The organism is Nocardia inohanensis NBRC 100128 (genome assembly GCF_001612945.1).
In the GTDB taxonomy this organism is placed as follows: domain Bacteria; phylum Actinomycetota; class Actinomycetes; order Mycobacteriales; family Mycobacteriaceae; genus Nocardia; species Nocardia inohanensis.
Genome location: NZ_BDBK01000018.1, coordinates 29,129 through 47,583, shown reverse-complemented (window position 1 = coordinate 47,583; position 18,455 = coordinate 29,129). Strand labels below are relative to the sequence as shown.

21 protein-coding genes and 1 riboswitch are annotated in these 18,455 nt (G+C 68.7%); of the genes, 9 read left to right on the top strand and 12 right to left on the bottom strand.

Annotated elements, in window-relative coordinates:
- Positions 1 to 15 precede the first annotated feature (15 nt).
- Positions 16 to 234: a cold-shock protein gene (locus NI1_RS33420; RefSeq protein WP_067829394.1), complete on the top strand. Its 219-nt coding sequence runs from the start codon at positions 16 to 18 to the stop codon at positions 232 to 234.
- 50 nt (positions 235 to 284) lie between these two features.
- Here the strand turns inward: NI1_RS33420 and nadA are convergent, their stop codons facing one another.
- Positions 285 to 1,322, bottom strand: a complete 1,038-nt coding sequence (gene nadA / locus NI1_RS33415; RefSeq protein ID WP_067829393.1) for a quinolinate synthase NadA — start codon at positions 1,320 to 1,322, stop codon at positions 285 to 287.
- A 77-nt stretch (positions 1,323 to 1,399) separates the two neighbouring features.
- Between nadA and NI1_RS33410 the strand changes: the two genes are divergently transcribed.
- Complete coding sequence (locus tag NI1_RS33410; protein ID WP_281179524.1) at positions 1,400 to 2,242, top strand: NUDIX hydrolase; 843 nt, start codon at positions 1,400 to 1,402, stop codon at positions 2,240 to 2,242.
- 94 nt (positions 2,243 to 2,336) lie between these two features.
- Here the strand turns inward: NI1_RS33410 and NI1_RS38585 are convergent, their stop codons facing one another.
- From NI1_RS38585 to bioB, 4 genes are all read right to left on the bottom strand, one after another.
- The gene (locus tag NI1_RS38585) at positions 2,337 to 2,510 is read right to left on the bottom strand and encodes a hypothetical protein (protein WP_169815671.1); all 174 of its coding nucleotides are present in this window, start codon (positions 2,508 to 2,510) and stop codon (positions 2,337 to 2,339) included.
- 74 nt (positions 2,511 to 2,584) lie between these two features.
- Positions 2,585 to 3,304, bottom strand: a complete 720-nt coding sequence (locus NI1_RS33405; protein ID WP_067829390.1) for a DUF2567 domain-containing protein — start codon at positions 3,302 to 3,304, stop codon at positions 2,585 to 2,587.
- A complete protein-coding gene (bsaP, locus tag NI1_RS33400; RefSeq protein WP_067829389.1) occupies positions 3,304 to 3,525 on the bottom strand; it encodes a biotin synthase auxiliary protein BsaP in 222 nt (73 codons plus the stop codon). The genes NI1_RS33405 and bsaP overlap by 1 nt, the downstream gene beginning before the upstream one ends.
- A 12-nt stretch (positions 3,526 to 3,537) precedes the next feature.
- Positions 3,538 to 4,575: a biotin synthase BioB gene (gene bioB, locus NI1_RS33395; RefSeq protein ID WP_067717147.1), complete on the bottom strand. Its 1,038-nt coding sequence runs from the start codon at positions 4,573 to 4,575 to the stop codon at positions 3,538 to 3,540.
- Between the two features lie 106 nt (positions 4,576 to 4,681).
- Between bioB and NI1_RS33390 the strand changes: the two genes are divergently transcribed.
- From NI1_RS33390 to NI1_RS33375, 4 genes are all read left to right on the top strand, one after another.
- Positions 4,682 to 5,266 carry a TetR/AcrR family transcriptional regulator C-terminal domain-containing protein gene (locus NI1_RS33390; protein WP_067829388.1) on the top strand — a complete coding sequence of 195 codons (585 nt, stop codon included), beginning with the start codon at positions 4,682 to 4,684 and terminating at the stop codon, positions 5,264 to 5,266.
- 64 nt (positions 5,267 to 5,330) lie between these two features.
- Positions 5,331 to 5,466, top strand: a riboswitch (cobalamin riboswitch).
- 33 nt (positions 5,467 to 5,499) lie between these two features.
- Positions 5,500 to 6,528 carry a FecCD family ABC transporter permease gene (locus tag NI1_RS33385; protein WP_067829387.1) on the top strand — a complete coding sequence of 343 codons (1,029 nt, stop codon included), beginning with the start codon at positions 5,500 to 5,502 and terminating at the stop codon, positions 6,526 to 6,528.
- Positions 6,529 to 6,725: 197 nt separating this feature from the next.
- Positions 6,726 to 7,520, top strand: coding sequence for an ABC transporter ATP-binding protein (locus NI1_RS33380; RefSeq protein WP_067829386.1), 795 nt, complete (start codon positions 6,726 to 6,728; stop codon positions 7,518 to 7,520).
- Positions 7,517 to 8,572 (top strand): ABC transporter substrate-binding protein, encoded by a 1,056-nt coding sequence (locus tag NI1_RS33375; protein ID WP_439957327.1) that lies wholly within the window; start codon positions 7,517 to 7,519, stop codon positions 8,570 to 8,572. The genes NI1_RS33380 and NI1_RS33375 overlap by 4 nt, the downstream gene beginning before the upstream one ends.
- Before the next feature lie 19 nt (positions 8,573 to 8,591).
- Here the strand turns inward: NI1_RS33375 and NI1_RS33370 are convergent, their stop codons facing one another.
- The 6 genes from NI1_RS33370 to NI1_RS33345 form a co-directional block, all read right to left on the bottom strand.
- The gene (locus tag NI1_RS33370; protein WP_067829385.1) at positions 8,592 to 9,740 is read right to left on the bottom strand and encodes an alpha/beta fold hydrolase; all 1,149 of its coding nucleotides are present in this window, start codon (positions 9,738 to 9,740) and stop codon (positions 8,592 to 8,594) included.
- Between the two features lie 59 nt (positions 9,741 to 9,799).
- Positions 9,800 to 10,282, bottom strand: coding sequence for an SRPBCC domain-containing protein (locus tag NI1_RS33365; RefSeq protein WP_067829383.1), 483 nt, complete (start codon positions 10,280 to 10,282; stop codon positions 9,800 to 9,802).
- Between the two features lie 89 nt (positions 10,283 to 10,371).
- Positions 10,372 to 11,595, bottom strand: coding sequence for a sensor histidine kinase (locus NI1_RS40005; protein ID WP_157535476.1), 1,224 nt, complete (start codon positions 11,593 to 11,595; stop codon positions 10,372 to 10,374).
- A 41-nt stretch (positions 11,596 to 11,636) separates the two neighbouring features.
- Positions 11,637 to 12,296, bottom strand: a complete 660-nt coding sequence (locus NI1_RS33355) for a response regulator transcription factor (RefSeq protein ID WP_067829803.1) — start codon at positions 12,294 to 12,296, stop codon at positions 11,637 to 11,639.
- Between the two features lie 169 nt (positions 12,297 to 12,465).
- The gene (bioD, locus tag NI1_RS33350) at positions 12,466 to 13,155 is read right to left on the bottom strand and encodes a dethiobiotin synthase (protein WP_067829381.1); all 690 of its coding nucleotides are present in this window, start codon (positions 13,153 to 13,155) and stop codon (positions 12,466 to 12,468) included.
- A gap of 67 nt (positions 13,156 to 13,222) precedes the next feature.
- Complete coding sequence (locus tag NI1_RS33345; protein ID WP_067829380.1) at positions 13,223 to 14,377, bottom strand: 8-amino-7-oxononanoate synthase; 1,155 nt, start codon at positions 14,375 to 14,377, stop codon at positions 13,223 to 13,225.
- 73 nt (positions 14,378 to 14,450) lie between these two features.
- On the opposite strand from NI1_RS33345, the gene NI1_RS33340 reads away from it, so the two are divergent.
- The gene (locus NI1_RS33340; protein ID WP_157535475.1) at positions 14,451 to 14,762 is read left to right on the top strand and encodes a hypothetical protein; all 312 of its coding nucleotides are present in this window, start codon (positions 14,451 to 14,453) and stop codon (positions 14,760 to 14,762) included.
- Positions 14,763 to 14,771: 9 nt separating this feature from the next.
- Here NI1_RS33340 and NI1_RS33335 read toward each other — a convergent pair whose 3' ends face one another.
- Complete coding sequence (locus NI1_RS33335) at positions 14,772 to 16,034, bottom strand: adenosylmethionine--8-amino-7-oxononanoate transaminase (RefSeq protein WP_067829375.1); 1,263 nt, start codon at positions 16,032 to 16,034, stop codon at positions 14,772 to 14,774.
- A 105-nt stretch (positions 16,035 to 16,139) separates the two neighbouring features.
- Between NI1_RS33335 and NI1_RS38980 the strand changes: the two genes are divergently transcribed.
- Both NI1_RS38980 and glgX read left to right on the top strand, forming a co-directional pair.
- Complete coding sequence (locus NI1_RS38980; RefSeq protein ID WP_067829374.1) at positions 16,140 to 16,322, top strand: hypothetical protein; 183 nt, start codon at positions 16,140 to 16,142, stop codon at positions 16,320 to 16,322.
- A 9-nt stretch (positions 16,323 to 16,331) separates the two neighbouring features.
- Complete coding sequence (glgX, locus tag NI1_RS33325) at positions 16,332 to 18,449, top strand: glycogen debranching protein GlgX (protein ID WP_067829372.1); 2,118 nt, start codon at positions 16,332 to 16,334, stop codon at positions 18,447 to 18,449.
- Positions 18,450 to 18,455: the final 6 nt, after the last annotated feature.

The window sequence follows — 18,455 nt, the reverse complement described above, 5'->3', positions numbered from 1 at the left end:
TGCCATGCTCGACAGATGGCCGACGGGATTGTGAAGTTCTTCCACGCCGAGCGCGGCTGGGGCGCGATCGCGTCCCCCGAACTGCCGTCCGGATTCGACGCGTGGGTGCACTTGCGCGAGATCGAAGGCACCGGCTTCCGCTCGCTGGAAGCCGGTGACCGGGTCACCTTCGACTACGAGGCCGCCCAACAGGACAGCTTCCGGTTTCGCGCTCTCCGGGTGCGCAAACGCTGAATTCTGGTGCGGCGCGGGCAGATGGCCCGCGGCCCCGGCGGGGGCCATGGCTACTCGCCGCCGCCCGGGTTGCCGATCTCGATCATGCGCTGCACCGAGTTCTTGGCCAGGGCCGCGGTTTCGAGGTCGACGTGGACTTCGTCGCGGCCCTCGACCAGGCAGCGGAGCAGGGCGGCCGGGGTGATCATCTTCATGTAGGCGCAGGAGGCGCGGTCGTTGACGGCCTGGAAGTCGATGCCCGGGGCCGCTTTACGCAGCTGGTGCAGCATGCCGACCTCGGTGGCGACCAGGACCTGCTTCGACTTGGCGGCCTTGGCCGCGTCGATCATGCCGCCGGTGGACAGGATGTGCACGCGATCGGCCGGGAACTCCCCCGCGCCCGCGAGGTACAGCGCCGAAGTGGCGCAACCGCATTCGGGGTGCACGAAGAGTTCGGCGTCGGGGTGGGTGCGGGCCTGTTCGTTCAGCTCGTCACCGTTGATGCCGGCGTGCACGTGGCATTCGCCCATCCAGATGTGCATGTTCTCGCGGCCGGTGATGCGCTTGACGTGCGCGCCCAGGAACTGGTCCGGCAGGAACAGCACCTCGCGGTCGGGGTCGATGGAGGCGACCACGTCGACGGCGTTGGAGGAGGTGCAGCAGATGTCGGTGAGCGCCTTCACCGCGGCGGTGGTGTTGACGTAGGAGACCACCAGCGCGCCGGGGTGCTCGGCCTTCCATTCGGCGAGCTGTTCGGCGGTGATGGAGTCGGCCAGCGAGCAGCCCGCGCGCTGATCGGGGATGAGGACGGTCTTCTCGGGGCTGAGGATCTTCGCGGTCTCGGCCATGAAGTGCACGCCGCAGAAGATGATGGTGTCCTCGGGCGCCTCCGCCGCGATGCGGGACAGCGCCAGGGAGTCGCCGACGTGGTCGGCCACGTCCTGGATCTCGGGCAGCTGGTAGTTGTGCGCCAGGATGGTGGCGTTGCGTTCGCGGGCCAGCCGCTTGATCTCCGCCGCCCATTCCGGCGTGGCCTCGACGCCGCCGAAACCCGACGGGCCGTCCACGATGCGCTCGGAAAGCGCGATCGTCGCACCTAGTGCAGCCATGGCGTGGCTCCTTCTCTCATGCGACCGGCCACCTCGCCGATTCGCATACAACCGGTTTTCGACTTAGAATCGAAAACGTGCCCCATAGTAGCACCATCCACGAAACGCTCACCGCCGTGTTCCAGGTTCGTCGCTTCCCGGACACTATCGGTGCAGGTAGAAGTGCTAAAGCTGCACCGGAAAGTGGTGCAGGACATGCGAATCCCGGTTCCGCGCCCGATTTCGCGGCCAACGGACGCGGTACCGCCGCGGCGGCGGGCAAGGCCGCCACGGCGCAGCGCTGCCCACCGGGCCAGCGCACCGAACTCGCGGTGCTGTTGTGGGAGCGGGCCCTGGATCCGGCCAAGGGGACCTGGTCGCTACCCGGCGGGCGGCTGCGCGACGACGAGGATCTCGATACCTCCGCCGCGCGCCAACTGGCCGAGAAGGTCGATGTGCGGGAGCTGACGCATCTGGAACAGCTGTCGGTCTTCAGCGATCCGGACCGAGTGCCCGGCGACCGCCGCATCGCCTCGGCCTACCTCGGATTGGTGCCGCTGACCGCGGAGCCGGAACTTCCCCCGGACACCCGCTGGCATCCGGTCTCGGATCTACCGCACATGTCCTTCGATCACGGCATCGTCGTCGAGCACGCCCGCACCCGCCTGGCCGCGAAACTCTCGTACACGAACATGGCCTTCGCCCTCGCCCCCGAGCGCTTCACCATGTCCACACTCCGCGAAATCTATTGCGCGGCGCTGGGATACGACGTGGACACGACCAACCTGCAACGAGTCCTGTCCCGCCGCAAGGTGATCATGCCGACCGGCGCGACAGCCTCCCCCGGCCGCGCCGGCGGACGACCCGCGGCGGTCTACCGCTTCACCGATTCGGAGATCCGCGTCACCGACGAATTCGCAGCCCTGCGACCGCCCAGCTAACACCTCATCCTCCGTCATTCCGGCATGCTTTTGGCCGGAATCTCACATCGATAGGTGAGATCCCGGCCAAAAACACGCCGGGATGACGAGGCGGCTAGTCGCGGTCGCGCTTGCGGTGTTTGCCGGTGCGCTTGTACGCCCGCCCGCTCGGAACAGGTTGCGCCGCATTGGATCGGCGTAGTTCGTGGCGCTGCCGCCACGCGGTGAGATCCGGTCGCTCCCCGGCGGTTTCCGGGGTGGGACCGGGCTGAGAAGCGACGGCACCCATGGCCGGTCCCCCTTGTAGTCCGTGAAGTCCGGACTACAAGGTAAGGGCAGGCACTGACAGGCGGCCAGCGAATTTCAGCGCGTGCGGTCGGAGTCCGGCACCGAGCCGGGAGCTTCGAACGGCACCACCGGGTTTCGCGGACCGAACGGTTGCGACGGACCCTCGTTCGCATACGGGCCGTACGTCATGGCGGTGCCGAAGCCGGGCGCGACGACCTCGGGCTGCGGCAGTTCCCCACCGAACGGCAGGTATTCGCCGCTGCCCAGATCATCGGAGGTGCTGAGCGCCGCCATGATCAGCACGACCAGCGCCGCCAGCAGCGGTTGCACCAGCAGCACCGGCCAGCCCTGGACGACCGGCGCGATCTCGACGATCGATTTGACCGGCGGATGTGCGGGCCGGGTATGCAATTGCTCGGCCACCGCCTCGCCGACCCAGCGCATGAGCGAGGACCCCAGCGCCGCCCCGCCGAGCAGACCGACCAGCAGAATCGGACCGCGCATGCGCCGCCAGCGCCAGGTGGCGACCGCGGTCAGCACCGCGACCACCACGGCGATCAGCACATAGATCGCCACGGCATCGAACCGATGCGTGCTCTCCCCCGTCAGCGGCGCGCCGCGATCCGGTTCGACCACCAGAAGTTGTTCGGCGGGAGCCAGATACGCCCACACCACCCCGCCGAGCGCGCTGAAAGCACTCACGGCGAGGAAGACCAGCGCCGCGGCCCGGCCTTCCCGCTTGACGACGTCGGCGGATAGCCTGCCGGGCGCGGCGCCGGCCAATGTGGCTGCCACTAGCGGCGTTCCAGGTTGCTCGAATCGAGCACCCCGTGCCGGGAGCATTTGGCCCACCAGCCGTCGGGGCTGACCTGCACGATCATCCGCCGGCCGCACTGCTGGCAGAAGCGCGGCGGCTCCAAACCCAGTGCGGCGGAAGGCGGAATCGGATCGTCCAGGCCCGGCACCACTCGTTTACCCGTGAACGGGTTGTAGCGCTCCTCGATGTCCACGACCATCCTTCTACTATCTCAGAGGGTTTCGTTGAGCGCCTTGATCGGCATCTTCAGCTCGCCGAGCAGATCGATATCCGATTCCGCCGGACGGCCGAGGGTGGTCAGGTAGTTGCCGACGATGACGGCGTTGATGCCGCCGAGGATGCCCTGCTTGGCGCCGAGGTCGCCGAGGGTGATCTCACGACCGCCCGCGAAACGCAGGATGGTGCGCGGCAGCGCGAGGCGGAAGGCGGCGACGGCGCGCAGCGCGTCGGCGGCCGGGAGCACCTCGAGGTCGCCGAACGGGGTGCCCGGGCGCGGGTTGAGGAAGTTCAGCGGCACCTCGTCCGGCTCCAGCGAGGCCAGGTCGGCGGCGAATTCCGCACGCTGCTCCAGGGATTCGCCCATGCCGAGGATGCCGCCGCAGCAGACCTCCATACCGGCTTCGCGCACCATGCGCAGGGTTTCCCAGCGCTCGTCGTAGGTGTGGGTGGTGACCACGTTCGGGAAGTGCGAGCGCGCGGTCTCCAGGTTGTGGTTGTAGCGGTGCACGCCCATGGCGGCCAGCTGGTTGACCTGATCCTGGTTGAGCATGCCCAGCGAGCAGGCGACCTGGATGTCGACCTCGTTGCGGATGGCCTCCACGCCCGCCGCGACCTGCGCCATGAGGCGCTCGTCCGGGCCGCGAACCGCTGCCACGATGCAGAATTCGGTCGCACCGGTCTTGGCGGTCTGCTTGGCGGCCTCCACCAGCGAGGGGATATCGAGCCACGCCGCACGCACCGGCGACTGGAAAAGGCCGGACTGCGAACAGAAGTGGCAGTCCTCGGGGCAGCCGCCGGTCTTGAGCGAGATGATGCCCTCGACCTCGACCTCGGGGCCGCACCACTTCATGCGCACATCGTGGGCGAGAGCCAGGAGCTCCTCGAGCTTGTCGTCGCCGAGCCGCAGCACCTCGAGGGTCTGTTCCTGGTTCAGGCCGACGCCGCGTTCGAGCACCTGCTCGCGGGCGATGGCGAGAATGTCGTCGCTGGCCGAGCCGGCGGCTTCGGTGGTGACGGCTGCCTGGGTCATGGCGCGCAAATCCCTTCGTCCGGCCCTGTGGCCGAGCAACTTGAACGGTGTTCAGGGTAGGCTAGCAGCCGGAAACGTGAGCCGGAACACGAAGGGGTCGGATTCAGTGCAACTGCACCGCACGGATGTGGTCGACGGGGCCATCGCCATTCTCGATCAGTACGGCCTCGCGGACCTCACCATGCGGCGGCTGGCGGGTTCGCTGCATGTCCAGCCCGGCGCGCTGTACTGGCATTTCCCCAATAAGCAGGCGTTGCTGGGCGCGGTGGCGGACCGCATTCTCGCGCCGATGGACGAGCCGGTGGAATCGGACGAATGGTCCGGGCAGCTGACCGAGCTGGCGCACCGGCTGCGCTCCTGCCTGCTCGCCTATCGCGATGGGGCGGAACTGGTTTCGTCCACCTACGCCTCGCGCCTGACCACCTCCAAGGGCCGCGAACGCCTGGCCTCGGCCGCCATTCGCGCCGGAATGACCAGGGAGGAAGCCGATCTCGCGGCCTTCACCCTGCTCTACTACGTGCTCGGCCAGACCGTGGACGAGCAGTCCCGCATCCAGATGGACTCCGCCGGCGCGCTTCCCGAGGAGAACTCGCCACTGCACGACACCATCGATGCCACCGCCCGCTTCGACTTCGGTTTGCAGCTCTTCGTCTCCGGCGTCCGCCACCTGCTCGGCACCCGCGTGCGCTGAGCGGCCCGCCATGCGGTACCTTATTGGAAATAGTTTTCAATAAGGTGAGGCTGGCTCGACCACTCCAGCAGACCAGGCGGTAGAGTTCCGGCGTTGTCGTTGGTGGGTGCGGGAATCCGGTGAGAATCCGGAACGGTCGCGCCACTGTGAGCGCACGGCTTCGTGCGCGAGTCAGACCTCCCCCACCGGATGGAACTCTGGAGAGGCCGCGATTTGCCTGTGGAGCTTGGTCGATGAGCCGTGCGCGGACATCGTTGTGGTTGCCCCTGCTCGGGGGATTATTGGTCGTCGCCATGGTGCTGGCGACGGGCTTCGGCGCGGAGCTCGTGCCGGTGCGCGCGGTCGTGGACGTCCTGGTCCGGCGAGTGACCGGCGACGCCACCGGCTCGGGACTCGACACCATCGTGTGGCAATTGCGGGTGCCGCGAACGATTCTCGCGGCCGTCGTCGGCGCGGGGCTCGCGATCGCCGGGGCCGCGATGCAAACGCTGGTACGCAATCCGCTCGCCGACCCCTACCTGCTCGGGGTGTCCTCCGGCGCGGGAGTCGGTGCGGCGGCGGTTATCACCTCGGGGGTGTTCGCCGGAGCCGGACTGTGGGCTTTGTCGGCGGGCGCGCTCGCCGGAGCCCTGCTCGCCGCAGCGGCGGTCTTCATCATCGCGATAGCGCAAGGCGGCCTGACCCCACTGCGTCTGGTCCTCACCGGCACCGTCCTCGGCTCGGCCTTCGCCGCGTGCAGCAGCTACCTGATCTTCCGCAGCAGCGATCCCGCCGCCGCCCAATCGGTGCTGTTCTGGCTGCTGGGCAGCCTCGCCGGCGCGGACTGGACCCGAATCCTGCTCCCCGCCACCGTCGTAGCGGCCTGCGCGGCGATCCTCATGCTCGCCGCGAACTGGCTCGACGCGCTGGGCCTCGGCCCGGATGCCGCCGCCTCCATCGGAGTCCCGGTGCGCGAGTTGCGAATCGCCCTGTTCGTCCTGCTCGCGGTCCTGGTCGGCGTCCTGGTCGCGGTCTCCGGCGGTATCGGCTTCGTCGGCCTGGTGGTCCCGCACGCCGCCCGCCTGCTGGTCGGCCCCCGCCACCGCATCCTGCTCCCGACCTCAGCCCTCTGCGGCGCGATCTTCCTGGTAGCGGCCGACGCCGCCACCCGAGTCCTGGTGCGCCCCACCGAAATCCCGGTCGGCGTCCTCACCGGCCTCATCGGCGCACCCGCCTTCCTGCTGCTCATGGGCCGCCGCCGTTACCGATTCGGTGCGTCATGAGGCGGGGAGGCGGCACGGACGAGGCCCGGACGAGCCGACGGTGGCTCCGGCGCGGGGCCGGCGGCGAGAACGCTGACAAAACCGCGGGATTCAGGACCGAACCCGCCGAGGCAGTCGAGACCGCACCCTCGACAGCCACCGTGAGTGCGGCGGCCGGGTGCCCGAGTACGGCCGAGCCTGCCCGGACGCCGAGTACGGTGGCCGTTCCGAACGCGGCCGGGATCGAGGTGCGGGGGCTGGCTTGTGCGGCTGGGCGGCGGACCGTGGTGGCCGGGGTGGAGTTCTCGGTGGCGGCCGGGGAGGTCATCGGCATCGTGGGGCCGAATGGGAGCGGAAAGACCACCCTGTTGCGGACATTGGCGGGGCTGGCCGCGCCGGTGCGGGGCGAGGTGTTCGTGAACGGGCGGCTGCTGCACGGGGTTTCGGGGCGGGTGCGGGCTCGCCTCGTCGCGCTGGTGGGACAGGACGAGCGGCCGCCGGAGGATCTGCTGGTGGGGGAATTGGTGGCGCTGGGGCGGACGCCGTATCTGCCGCCGTGGGGTGCGGGCGGGGACGGGGAGCGAGCGGCAGTGGCGGAAGCGCTGGCGCGGGTCGATCTGTCGGGGTTCGAAGGGCGTGCGGTGCATCGGCTTTCAGGCGGTGAGCGGCAGCGGGTAATGCTGGCGCGGGCGCTGGCGCAGCAGACGCCGGTATTGCTGCTGGACGAGCCGACCAATCATCTGGATGTGACGCATCAGCTCGAATTACTGGAGCTGGCACGGGGATTGGGGCGAACAGTGGTCATGAGCCTGCACGAGCTGGCGCTGGCGGATCGATATTGCGATCGGGTGCTGGTGGTGCACGACGGGCGCGCGGAGGCGCCGGCCGAACCCGCGACGGCTTTGCGGGACGAGGTGCTCGAAACGGTGTTCGGAGTGTGTGCGACACGAGTGGCGCACCCCGGTACCGGCGAATCACATCTACTGATCACGGCGCGAAAGGCACAGGCGTGAAACAGGTTACGAAGGGCACGGCGGTGGCCGCGACGCCGAAGGGTCTGGGCGTCGCCGCGGTCGCGGCGGTAGTGGTTTCGGTGGCGGCGTGCGGGAGTCCGCAGGCGGCGAGCGGTGATCTGACGGTGCGCAATTGCGGTGTGGAGGTGAAGTTTCCGTCGCCGGCGCAGCGGATGTTCGTCAATGACGGGAACCTGATCTCCATGACACTGGCCTTGGGCGCGCAGGATCAGGTGGTGGCGGTGTCGAGCCTCAAACGCGATGCCGACACCCTGCGGCGGCATTACGGGGATGCGGTGGACCGGTTGAATCAGGTTGCGCCCGAATATCCTTCGCGCGAGACGGTGCTCGCGCAGCGACCGGATGTGATGGTCGCCGGATGGAATTACGGCTATTCGGAGGCGACGAATCTGACCCCGGATTCACTGCGGGCGGCAGGGGTCGCGCCGTACACGCTGACCGAGAGCTGCCGCCGGCCCGATGGGGAGCGCGGGATCACCGACGCCTGGACGGCATTGCGGACCGATCTCACCGATCTGGGTGCGATCACCGGCCGCGACGAGCGGGCCACCGCGCTCGACGCCGATATCGGCAGGCGGCTCACGGCCTTGCGGGCGGCGCCGCGGCCGGAGCGCACGCCGACCATCTTCGTCTTCGACAGCGCCTCCGACACCGTCTTCTCCAGCGGCAAATTCGGTGCGCCACAAGCGATCCTGGAGGCCGCAGGCGCCCGCAACGCCCTGGCGGACGTCTCCGACACCTGGACCGCCGTGTCCTGGGAACGCCTGGCCGCCGCCGATCCGGACGCCATCGTCTTCGTCGACTACCCGCCGCAGACCTTCGAGCAGAAGGTGGATCTGCTGCGTTCCAAGCCCGGCATCCAGAACCTGCGCGCAGTCACCGCCGGCCGCTTCCTGAACCTCCCGTACGCCCTGTGGACCAGCGGCCCACTGAACATCGATGCGGCCGAACAGCTGCGCGTGCAGCTGGAAGCCTGGAACCTCGTCCCCGCCTCCGGCATCCGCCCGGCCTTCGACGACGTGGTCCGGTGACGCCGGGGAAACGTTCGAACTATCGCCCGGCCGACGACCCGGTCGCGGACTCCTGTTGCACCAGCCGCACGAACGGCACCACCTGCTGGGCGATGACCCTGTTGTACTCCTCCGGGCGCTGAATCGGGTTGGCGTGGGCGGTGGTTCGGGTGGTCACCACCAGCAGGGTGCCGTCCACGCCGCCGACCCGGTCGATCAGGGCGCGGTGCGAGTAGTCGACGTCGACGACCGGGTCACGATAGGCATCGTGCGGGCGGATGAACACGATGGCGGGGCGGGGTTTGCCGTCGGCCGGTTTGGCCAGTGCGCGCAGGTCGTCGACGGCGCCGCCGGCCACGATCGCCTTGAACTGGGCTTCGATCAGGCCGTTGCTGGCGGTGTCGGTGTTGAAGATCTTGTCTTCCAGCACGTCCAGCACCACTTGGCGGAACTCCTCGGCGCGGAAGCCGCGCCGGCCGCCGAGGAAACGGTCGTGACGGGCATAGGTTTCGACGGCGAAGCGCAACAGGCGGCTTTCGCGCGCGCCGGGGATCCAGCCCATCCAGCGCTGCATATTCTCGCCTTGGTCGCGGCTCTCGGCGCGGACCGCGTGCAGGTCGACGGGGGTGCAATCCAGTATCACCGCGGCCACTCTGCGGGTGCTGCCGGTGTGCAGATGGCTGGCGATCTCCAGCGCGATCACCCCGCCCATGCTGTGCCCGACCAGGGTGACGGTCGAGATCTTGGCTGCTTCGGTGACCCGCACGATCAGGTCCGCGATGACCTTGGTGTCGATACCGGCGTTGTCGTAGCGGACCGCCCACACCGACCCCAACTCGGTGAGGGCGGGCAGGGCGCGGGCGGTATCGGAGGCGTCGAGCACGCCGAGACCGACCAGATCGAAGACGGCGGTGTCCTTGGCCTGGGCGCCGTCGGGCGCGGCGATGGGCAGCACCGCCGGGGTGGTGCGGGCCAGCCGCGCCCGTTCCGGGGCGACGTCACGCGCCATGTACTGGGCGAAGACGACCAGCAGGACGAGTGGAATCAGGCTGAGCCGCAACAGGATCAGCCGGGCGCGCCGCCAGCGCACCCAGTCCTGGCCCCAGCGGGAGTCGAGCAGGCGGGCCCGGCGGCGCCGGTCGTCGTACTCGGCGGCCGTGGACGGACGTGGGTAATCCGGCAAAGCCATACCAACCCACTGTAAGCACGAGCCGTAAACGATCAAGCCCTACCGGAAGCCCGGCAGGCTCAATCCGATTCGGGGTTGGCGGCCGCCCAGCGCTCGGCCAGCGCGGCCAGTTTGGCGAGCGCCATCCGGAATCCGACCTCGTTGTCCTGCGCGGACAGCCCCGGCGGCAGGTTGTCGTGCCGTGCGACGATCTTGGTCCCGCCCGGTACGTCGGCGAGGGTGTAACTGATGGTCATCTCACCCTGTAGATCCGGATCCTCGGTCTCGAACTCGACCGTCTGCACCACCTCGGAATTGGGCACCAGCCGCGCGAACCGGCCGTGAAAGGTGTCGGTGTGCGCCGAGGTCTTCCCGGCCCCGTTCGGCACGTCGTAGGTGAGCGAGATCCGGAACTTCCCGCCCACCCGCGCATCGAATTCGTGGATCCGGCTGGTCATTCCGTCCGGCACCATCCAGGTGCGGACCGAGCGCGCGTCCAGCAGCGCGCGAAAGACGTTAGGACGCTGCGCACTCACGAGCCATTCGACATTGGTGGCGGTCACGCGAGCACCATACGCCCGGGGTGAGATAGATCACAGCAGGTTGGCGCGAACCGCAAGGGGCCTTGCGTGTCGCGGTGCGCGGCGGAGATTCACGCCTCGGCGGGCGGCAGGGTGAACGTGGCTACGGTGCCCCCGTCCGTGGCGTCGGTGATCTCGACGGTGCCGCCGTGCACGCGCGCCACCCATTGCACGATGGACAGGCCGATGCCGTGCCGCCCGCTCGCACCCGTGGCGCCGCGCTCGAAAGGATCGGTCAGCGCCGGATCCAATCCCGGGCCGTGATCACGCACGGTGATCCGCCCGGCCGCCACCGTCACTTCGATGCCACCGCCGCCGTGCACCACCGCATTGTCGAGCAGGTTGCGCACCGCCAACGCCAGCAGGTCCGGATCGGCATGCACCGCAGTGGGTTCGGTGCGGATCTGGATATCGGGCACTCCGCTCTCGGCCACCACGCCCTCGACCAACTGATCCAAATGCAGGCGCTGGGTGTCGAGTTCGCCGAGGCCGGTCTCGGTGCGGGTGCGCGCCAGCAATCCGGTGACCAGCCGCGCCATTCGATCGGTGAGCGAGCGGGCGTCGGTGACCGCGCGCCGGGCGTCCGCCGGATCACGCAGTGCAGCATCGAGATACAGCCGCAGCGTGGCGAGCGGGGTGCGTAGTTCGTGGGACGCGTCGGCGAGGAAACGCTCCTGTTCGGCCAGCATCCGCGCGGCGGGGCGCATGCTCACCCCCGACAGCAGATGCCCCGCCAGGGCAGCGAGGGCGACCAAGGCCAGCCCGCCGAACTCCAACGCCAGCAGCAGCCGCCGGTGATCCCGCTCCCCCGCGGAGGTTTGCGCCGCCGCGAAAACCACCGCGTCCACGGCGGATTCATTGCCCCACACCGGTTCGGCCGCCACCCGCACCCGGTTCCCGTCACGATCGGGCAGGGTGCTCAATACCAGTTCCTCGGCAGCGGCGGCGTCCTCGGCGAGCATCGCCGTCTCGGCGGGCAATCCGGCCCGCTGGTGCGTGAACGCCTCCCGCCACCGCCCCTCGCCATCGCGCACCAGCACCGCCACGGCCGTGGTCCCCTGCGCGAGATCGTCCTCCCGCACCGCCTCGAGGTCTGCGCCGCCGTTCTCGTCCCAATACACCTCCCGCGCCAGCCCGGTCACCACCCGATCGACCCCGTCGTTCAGCGCCCGATCCCGGGACTGCGCATCGATCGACGCCGCCACCGCGCCCAGCACGATCAGGCATACCGTGGTGATCACCGTGAACAGCGCGGTCAACGCCCACCGAGTCCGCCGCAACCGTCCGGGGGTCACCGCACCGCGACCGTTCCCGGGCCGAATCCGCCCGAACATCATCAACCCGCGATCGTGAAGCCGGCACCGCGCACGGTTTCGATCAGGGCGGGCGCGCCGAGCTTGCGACGCAACTGGGCGATGATCACATCGACCACATTCGATGCGGGCTCGGCCATTTCATCCCAGCAGCATTCGATCAGCTCACCCCGGGTGACCACGGTGCCCGCCCGCACGGCGAGCAACTCCAGCACCCCGAACTCCTTCGGCGTCAGCGTCAGCAAGGTGCCCGCCCGCTGCGCCCGCCGCCGCGGCCGATCCACCACCAGATCCCCCACCACCGTCCGAGTCGGCGCCGGCATCTCCTGCCGGCGACACAGCGCCCGCACCCGCGCCGCCAGCTCATCCATCGCGACCGGCTTGACCACGTAATCGTCCGCGCCGCAGGCGAACCCATCCAGCCGATCCGCCAGCGCATCCCGAGCGGTGAGTATCAAAACCGGCGTCCGCTCCCCCGATTCCCGCTGCGCCCGAACCAGTTCCAGCCCATCCCCGTCCGGCAGCCCCCGATCGATCACCAAACAGTCGTACCGATTGACCGCCACCTTCAAATCCGCGTCCCCGTAACCGCGCGCCAAATCCACCGCGAACCCCGCCGCCCGCAACCCCGCCACGACCGCATCCCCCAGCGCCCGATCGTCCTCACACACCAAAACCCGCACCCGCGCCATTACACCACCCGGAAACATCGGATCGAGTGGCACACCACGGTGGTCGATCCGGGCAAAAGCCCTCGGCGATGTGCCACTGAACCGCGATTCACCCATTCGCCAACGGTGGCAGGCGGCTCGTTAGGAATTCGTGAGCTTCTTCTGCCGGGGCGGGGCTGACCTATACGGCGGGGTGGAGGTATCGCGCCGACCAGGTGGGATCGAACCAGGTCGGGGCGGCTTCGGTGAAGGGGGCGGCGGACCAGCTGCCGGCTCCGGCGGGGAGGGTGCCGACCAGGTCTACGCCGGTGACGGCGGGGAGGTCGGTGCGGTTGCATTCGGAGGCCAGGTCGGGGGTTTCGGGCCAGGAGCCGATGGCCAGGCCGGCGCAGGGGACGCCGGCGGATTGGAGTGTGCGCGTGGTCAATTCGCTGTGGTTGAGGGTGCCCAGGCCGGCGGCCGCGACGAGCAGGACCGGGGCGGAAAGTTTTTGGGCGAGGTCGAGGAGGGTGAATTCGCCGATGCGGACCAGCAGGCCGCCCGCGCCCTCCACCAGGGTGAGGTCGGCGTCGGCGCACGCCTCGATCGCGGCCGCCGTTTCGGCCAAGGTGAGCAGGGGTGCGCCGCAGCGGCGGGCGGCGGTGTCGGGGGCCAGCGGCTCGGGGTAACGGGCCAGTTCGACGGTGCGGGTGACGCCGCTCAGCCGGGTGACTTCGGCCAGGTCGCCGGGTTCGCCTGGTGCGACGCCGGTTTGGGCCGGTTTGACCACGGCGACGGATGCACCGGCGGAGCGAGCGGTCGCCGCCAGCGCGGCGGTGACGACGGTCTTGCCGACATCGGTCGACGTGCCGGTTACGAAGAGCAGACTCACGCGATGGCCTTTCGAGCGATACTGACGCGGAAAGTGTTTGTCGTGGACGCGATCACGGCCGGCGCCCTCATGCCGAGACGGCGTGGCGGCTTCGGGCTTCGGCCAGGACCTCGCTCAGCACCGTCGCGATGGTGGCCAGTTCGGGTTCGGTGAGGTCGGCGCGCGCGGTCAGGCGGAGTCGGGAGGTGCCCTCCGGGACCGACGGTGGGCGGAAGCAGCCGACGTCGAGGCCGCGGGCGCGGCAGGCTTGTGCGGCGTCGTAAGCGACCTGGGCTTCCCCGAGGACGACGGAGACGACGGCCGAATCGGGTTGCGGGACACCGGCTATGCGGGCCAGGTCGGCGGCTCGGGCCAGGACTCGGGTCGCCATTTCCGGGTCGGCGCGCAGCAGTCGGAGGGCGGCGCGGGCGGCTCCGACGGCGGCGGGGGCCAGGCCGGTGTCGAAGATGAAGGTGCGGGCGGTGTCGATGAGGTGGGCACGGACGCGTTCTGGGGCCAGGACTACGCCACCTTGGGAGCCGAATGCCTTCGACAGGGTGGCGGTGATGATCAGGTCGGGCGATCCGGCGAGGCCGGCTTCGTGGACCAGACCACGGCCGCCGTCGCCGCGCACGCCGAGGCCGTGGGCTTCGTCGACGATGAGAACCGCACCGTTGGCGCGGGTTACGCGATGCAATTCGGCGAGAGGGGCAAGGTCGCCGTCCGCGCTGAATACCGAATCGGTGAGGACGAGTGCGCGTTCTTCGCCGCGTTCGGCGAGCAACCGGTCGACCGCTGCCACGTCTCGGTGGGGCGCGATTTCGACTCGGGCGCGGGACAACCGGCAGGCGTCGACGAGGGAGGCGTGACTGCCCGCGTCGGAGACGACGAGGGCGTCCCGTCCAGCCAGCGCGGTGACCGCGCCGAGGTTCGCCGCATATCCGGAGGCGAAGACCAGTCCTGCTTCCGCGCCGACGAATTCGGCCAGTTCGGCTTCGAGGAGTTCGTGTTCGGTGGTGGTGCCGGTGACCAGACGGGATCCGGTGGCGCCGCCGCCCCATTTGCGGAGGGCTTCGATACCGCCGTCGATGACCTCGGGATGGCGGCCCAATCCGAGGTAATCGTTGGAGGCCAGGTCGATGCTCGCCGTTTCCGGCGTGCGGGCGCGCAGTTCGCGGCGCAGCCCGGCGTCCACGCGCTCGGCGGCGCGACGGTCCAACCAGCTCAGGGGATCGGCAGTCACAGCTCGGAAGCATACTTGAACGGCGTTCAAGAGTCACCCGGCGCTATGGTGGAAGGCGTAAGGAGGCTGCGCGATGCCACGGTGGGCAATAGTGGTCGAGCAGACGACCGGCTTCGGAGACAGCAAGAGCTGGAGTCCGAAGGTCCTCACCGAGGTGGTGGGCACCCGCGAACAAGCCCTCGCGAAACTGCCCGACCTCGTGTCGAAATTCATCCCCGATCATCCGAAGATGGTCAGCCGCCGCACGATCCTGCGCGACGGCGACACCTTCATGCTGATCGCCCGGGGCTGGTCCGACGACTATCACTGCGTTTTCCGAGTCTGGGAAGTGCTGTCGGACAGCGACAATCCGGATCGGATGAAGGAAAAACGCGCTACCCGTTGACCTCCCGGATCAGCCGGCCGCAGCCGCGAGCATGGCCGTCGTGATCCGCGCGATGTCATCGGTGCCGCTGATGAACGGCGGCATGGAGTAGATCAGGTTGCGAAAGGGCCGCAACCACACGCCGGAGTCGACTGCGGCATGAGTCGCCTTCCGCATGTCTACCGAATGGTCTAGTTCGATCACACCGATGGCGCCGAGCACGCGCACATCGGCCACGCCGGAGAGGTCGCGCGCCGGTGCGAGCCCGGCCCGCAGCTCGGATTCGATACGCCGCACCTCACCCTGCCAATCCCGCGACAGCAACAATTCGATCGAGGCCACCGCCACCGCGCAGGCCAGCGGATTGCCCATGAAGGTCGGACCGTGCATGAGCCCGCCGTGCTCACGGCTGACGGTCTCGGCGATCTCCGACGTGCACAGCGCCGCGGCGAGCGTCATGTACCCGCCGGTGAGCGCCTTGCCCACACACATCACATCGGGCCGCACCCCGGCCGCGTCGGCCGCGAAAAGCGTTCCGGTGCGGCCGAATCCGGTGGCGATCTCGTCGAAGACGAGCAGTACGTCGTGTGCGTCGCAGAGCCGCCGCAGGTCTTCGAGATAGCGCGGATGGTGGAACCGCATCCCGCCCGCACCCTGCACCACGGGCTCGACGATCACCGCCGCCACCTCGTGCGCATGCTCGGCAAGGGCTCGCTCCAGCTCCGAAACATACTGCGGCTCATACTCGCTCGGCGGCATCGGCGCGAAGATCTGGGTGGCCAGCACATCGGTCCACAGCGAGTGCATGCCACCTTCGGGATCGCACACGCTCATCGGCGTGAAGGTGTCGCCGTGATACCCGCCCCGCCAGGTGAACAGCCGCCGCTTCTCCGGCCGCCCCAGCGCCCGCTGATATTGCAGGCACATCTTGACCGCGACCTCCACCGACACCGACCCGGAGTCACAGAGGAACACCTTGTCCAAACCCGCGGGCGTCAACTCGACCAGCAATTGCGAAAGCCGAACGGCCGGTTCGTGAGTCAGCCCCCCGAACATCACATGGCTCATCTTCCGCGACTGCGCCAGCAGCGCCGCGTCCAGCACCGGATGCGCATACCCGTGCACCGCCGCCCACCACGAACTCATCCCGTCGACCAACTCCCGGCCATCGGCCAGCGTCAGCCGCGTACCCGAAGCCGAGGCGACGACCAACGGCTCGGTGCTCGCCGGAAATCCGCCATAGGGATGCCACACGTGCGCCGCGTCCACCGCGGTGATCTCGTCGGGGGTCATTGCCACGGGTAGCCCTCCGGGTCGGCGACCGGCCGCACGGCACCCGCCGTGACAGCCTTGAACGCCGTTCAAGTTATCACCGGAACAGCATTTCCGGGAGCCCGGGTGCAGTCAGCGGGACCTCCGAGCACCAACACCGGCAATCACCGCGAACCCCGCCGCGACCAGCCGAACCAGCGTGCCGGATTCGAGTTGGTGGAGTCGAATCCGCATCACAGCTTCGGCCGGGATCTGGTCGGCCAGACCTGGCGCAGGGCACTCGATTCGGACCTCGCACCCGGGCGCTAGGGTCTGGGCATGGCCCATGCGACCACCGACCAAGCCCCGCTCGGGGTCTGGCCGGGAACCGCCTACCCGCTGGGCGCGACCTATGACGGAGCCGGCACCAATTTCTCGGTGTTCTCCGCGGTCGCCCGGCGGGTCGAGCTGTGTTTGCTGGACGAGCGCGACCGCGAGACCCGGATAACCCTGGACGAGGTGGACGGGTATGTCTGGCATGCCTACCTGCCCGGCATCGGGCCCGGGCAGCGCTACGGGTTCCGCGTGCACGGGCCCTACGATCCGGCGCTGGGGCAGCGCTGCGATCCGACCAAACTGCTGCTCGATCCGTACGGCAAAGCGTTCACCGGCGATTTCGGGGCCGATGCCGCGCCCTACAACCACGGCCAGAACACCCTGGGCCACACCATGACCGGCGTGGTCATCAGCCCGTTCTTCGATTGGGCCAACGACCGCCCGCCGCAGCGGCCGTACCACGAGACGGTCATCTACGAGGCGCACGTCAAGGGCATGACGCACACCCATCCGGAGATCCCGCCGGAATTGCGCGGCACCTTCGCGGGCATGGCGCATCCGGCGATCATCGGGCATTTGCGGAGCCTGGGCGTGACCGCCGTCGAGCTCATGCCGGTGCACCAGTTCCTGCACGACCGCATCCTGCTGGATCGCGGGCTGCGAAACTATTGGGGCTACAACAGTTTCGGCTATTTCGCCCCGCACGCCGAATACGCCGCGAGCCCGGTGCCGGGTGCGGCGGTCACCGAATTCAAGGCCATGGTGCGGGCTTTCCACGCCGCCGGTATCGAGGTGATCCTCGATGTGGTCTACAACCACACCGCCGAGGGCAATGAATTCGGCCCGACCATCTGCTTCCGGGGCATCGACAATGCCGCGTATTACCGCCTGGTGGACGACGATCCACAGCACTACATGGATTACACCGGCACCGGCAACAGCCTGAACGTCCGGCATCCGCACACCCTGCAACTCATCATGGATTCACTGCGCTACTGGGTGCTGGAAATGCACGTCGACGGTTTCCGTTTCGACCTGGCCGCCACGCTGGCCCGCGAATTGCACGATGTGGACCGCCTCTCCACCTTCTTCGATCTGGTGCACCAGGATCCGGTGGTCAGCCAGGTCAAGCTGATCGCCGAACCGTGGGATGTCGGCGAGGGCGGCTATCAGGTCGGCAATTTCCCGGTCGCCTGGACCGAATGGAACGGCAAATACCGTGACACCGTGCGCGATTACTGGCGCGGGCAACCGGCGACCCTGGGCGAGTTCGCCTCCCGCCTCACCGGCTCCTCGGACCTGTACGAGGCCACCGGCCGCCGCCCCAGCGCCAGTATCAATTTCGTCACCGCGCACGACGGCTTCACCCTCGCGGATCTGGTGTCCTACAACGAGAAACACAACGAAGCCAACGGCGAGGGCAATCTCGACGGCGAGCCCTACAACCGCTCCTGGAACTGCGGCGTGGAAGGCCCCACCGACGATCCCGCGATCCTGGCCCTGCGCGCCCGCCAGCAACGCAATCTGCTCGCCACCCTGCTGCTGTCCCAGGGCACCCCGATGCTGGTGCACGGCGACGAATTCGGCCGCACCCAAATGGGCAACAACAATGCCTACTGTCAGGACAATGCCGTGTCGTGGATGGACTGGTCCCTCATGCACACCAATGCCGACCTGCTCGAATTCACCCGCCGCGCGGTCGCGTTGCGCACCGCGCACCCGGTGTTCCGGCGCCGCCGCTTCTTCGACGGCCGCCCCGCCCCCACCCACGACCACCCCGACGACATCGCCTGGTTCACCCCGGACGGCGCGGCCATGACCGATCCGGACTGGGACAACGGTTTCGGCCGCTCGCTCACCGTCTTCCTCAACGGCGACGGCATTCGCGAACCCGGCCCGCGCGGCGAACGCATCACCGACGCCTCGTTCCTACTCTGCTTCAACGCCCATGACGCCGCCCTCGAGTTCACCCTGCCCGCACCGGAACACGGCGATAACTGGGAGGTAGCCTTGGACTGCTCGGCCCCCACCGGGCTACCGGACGCGCCGCGCACCCACCCTGCCGCGTCGAGCGTCCAAGTCCCCGCGCGTTGTCTGCTCGTGCTGCGCCGTACGGCATGATCGATA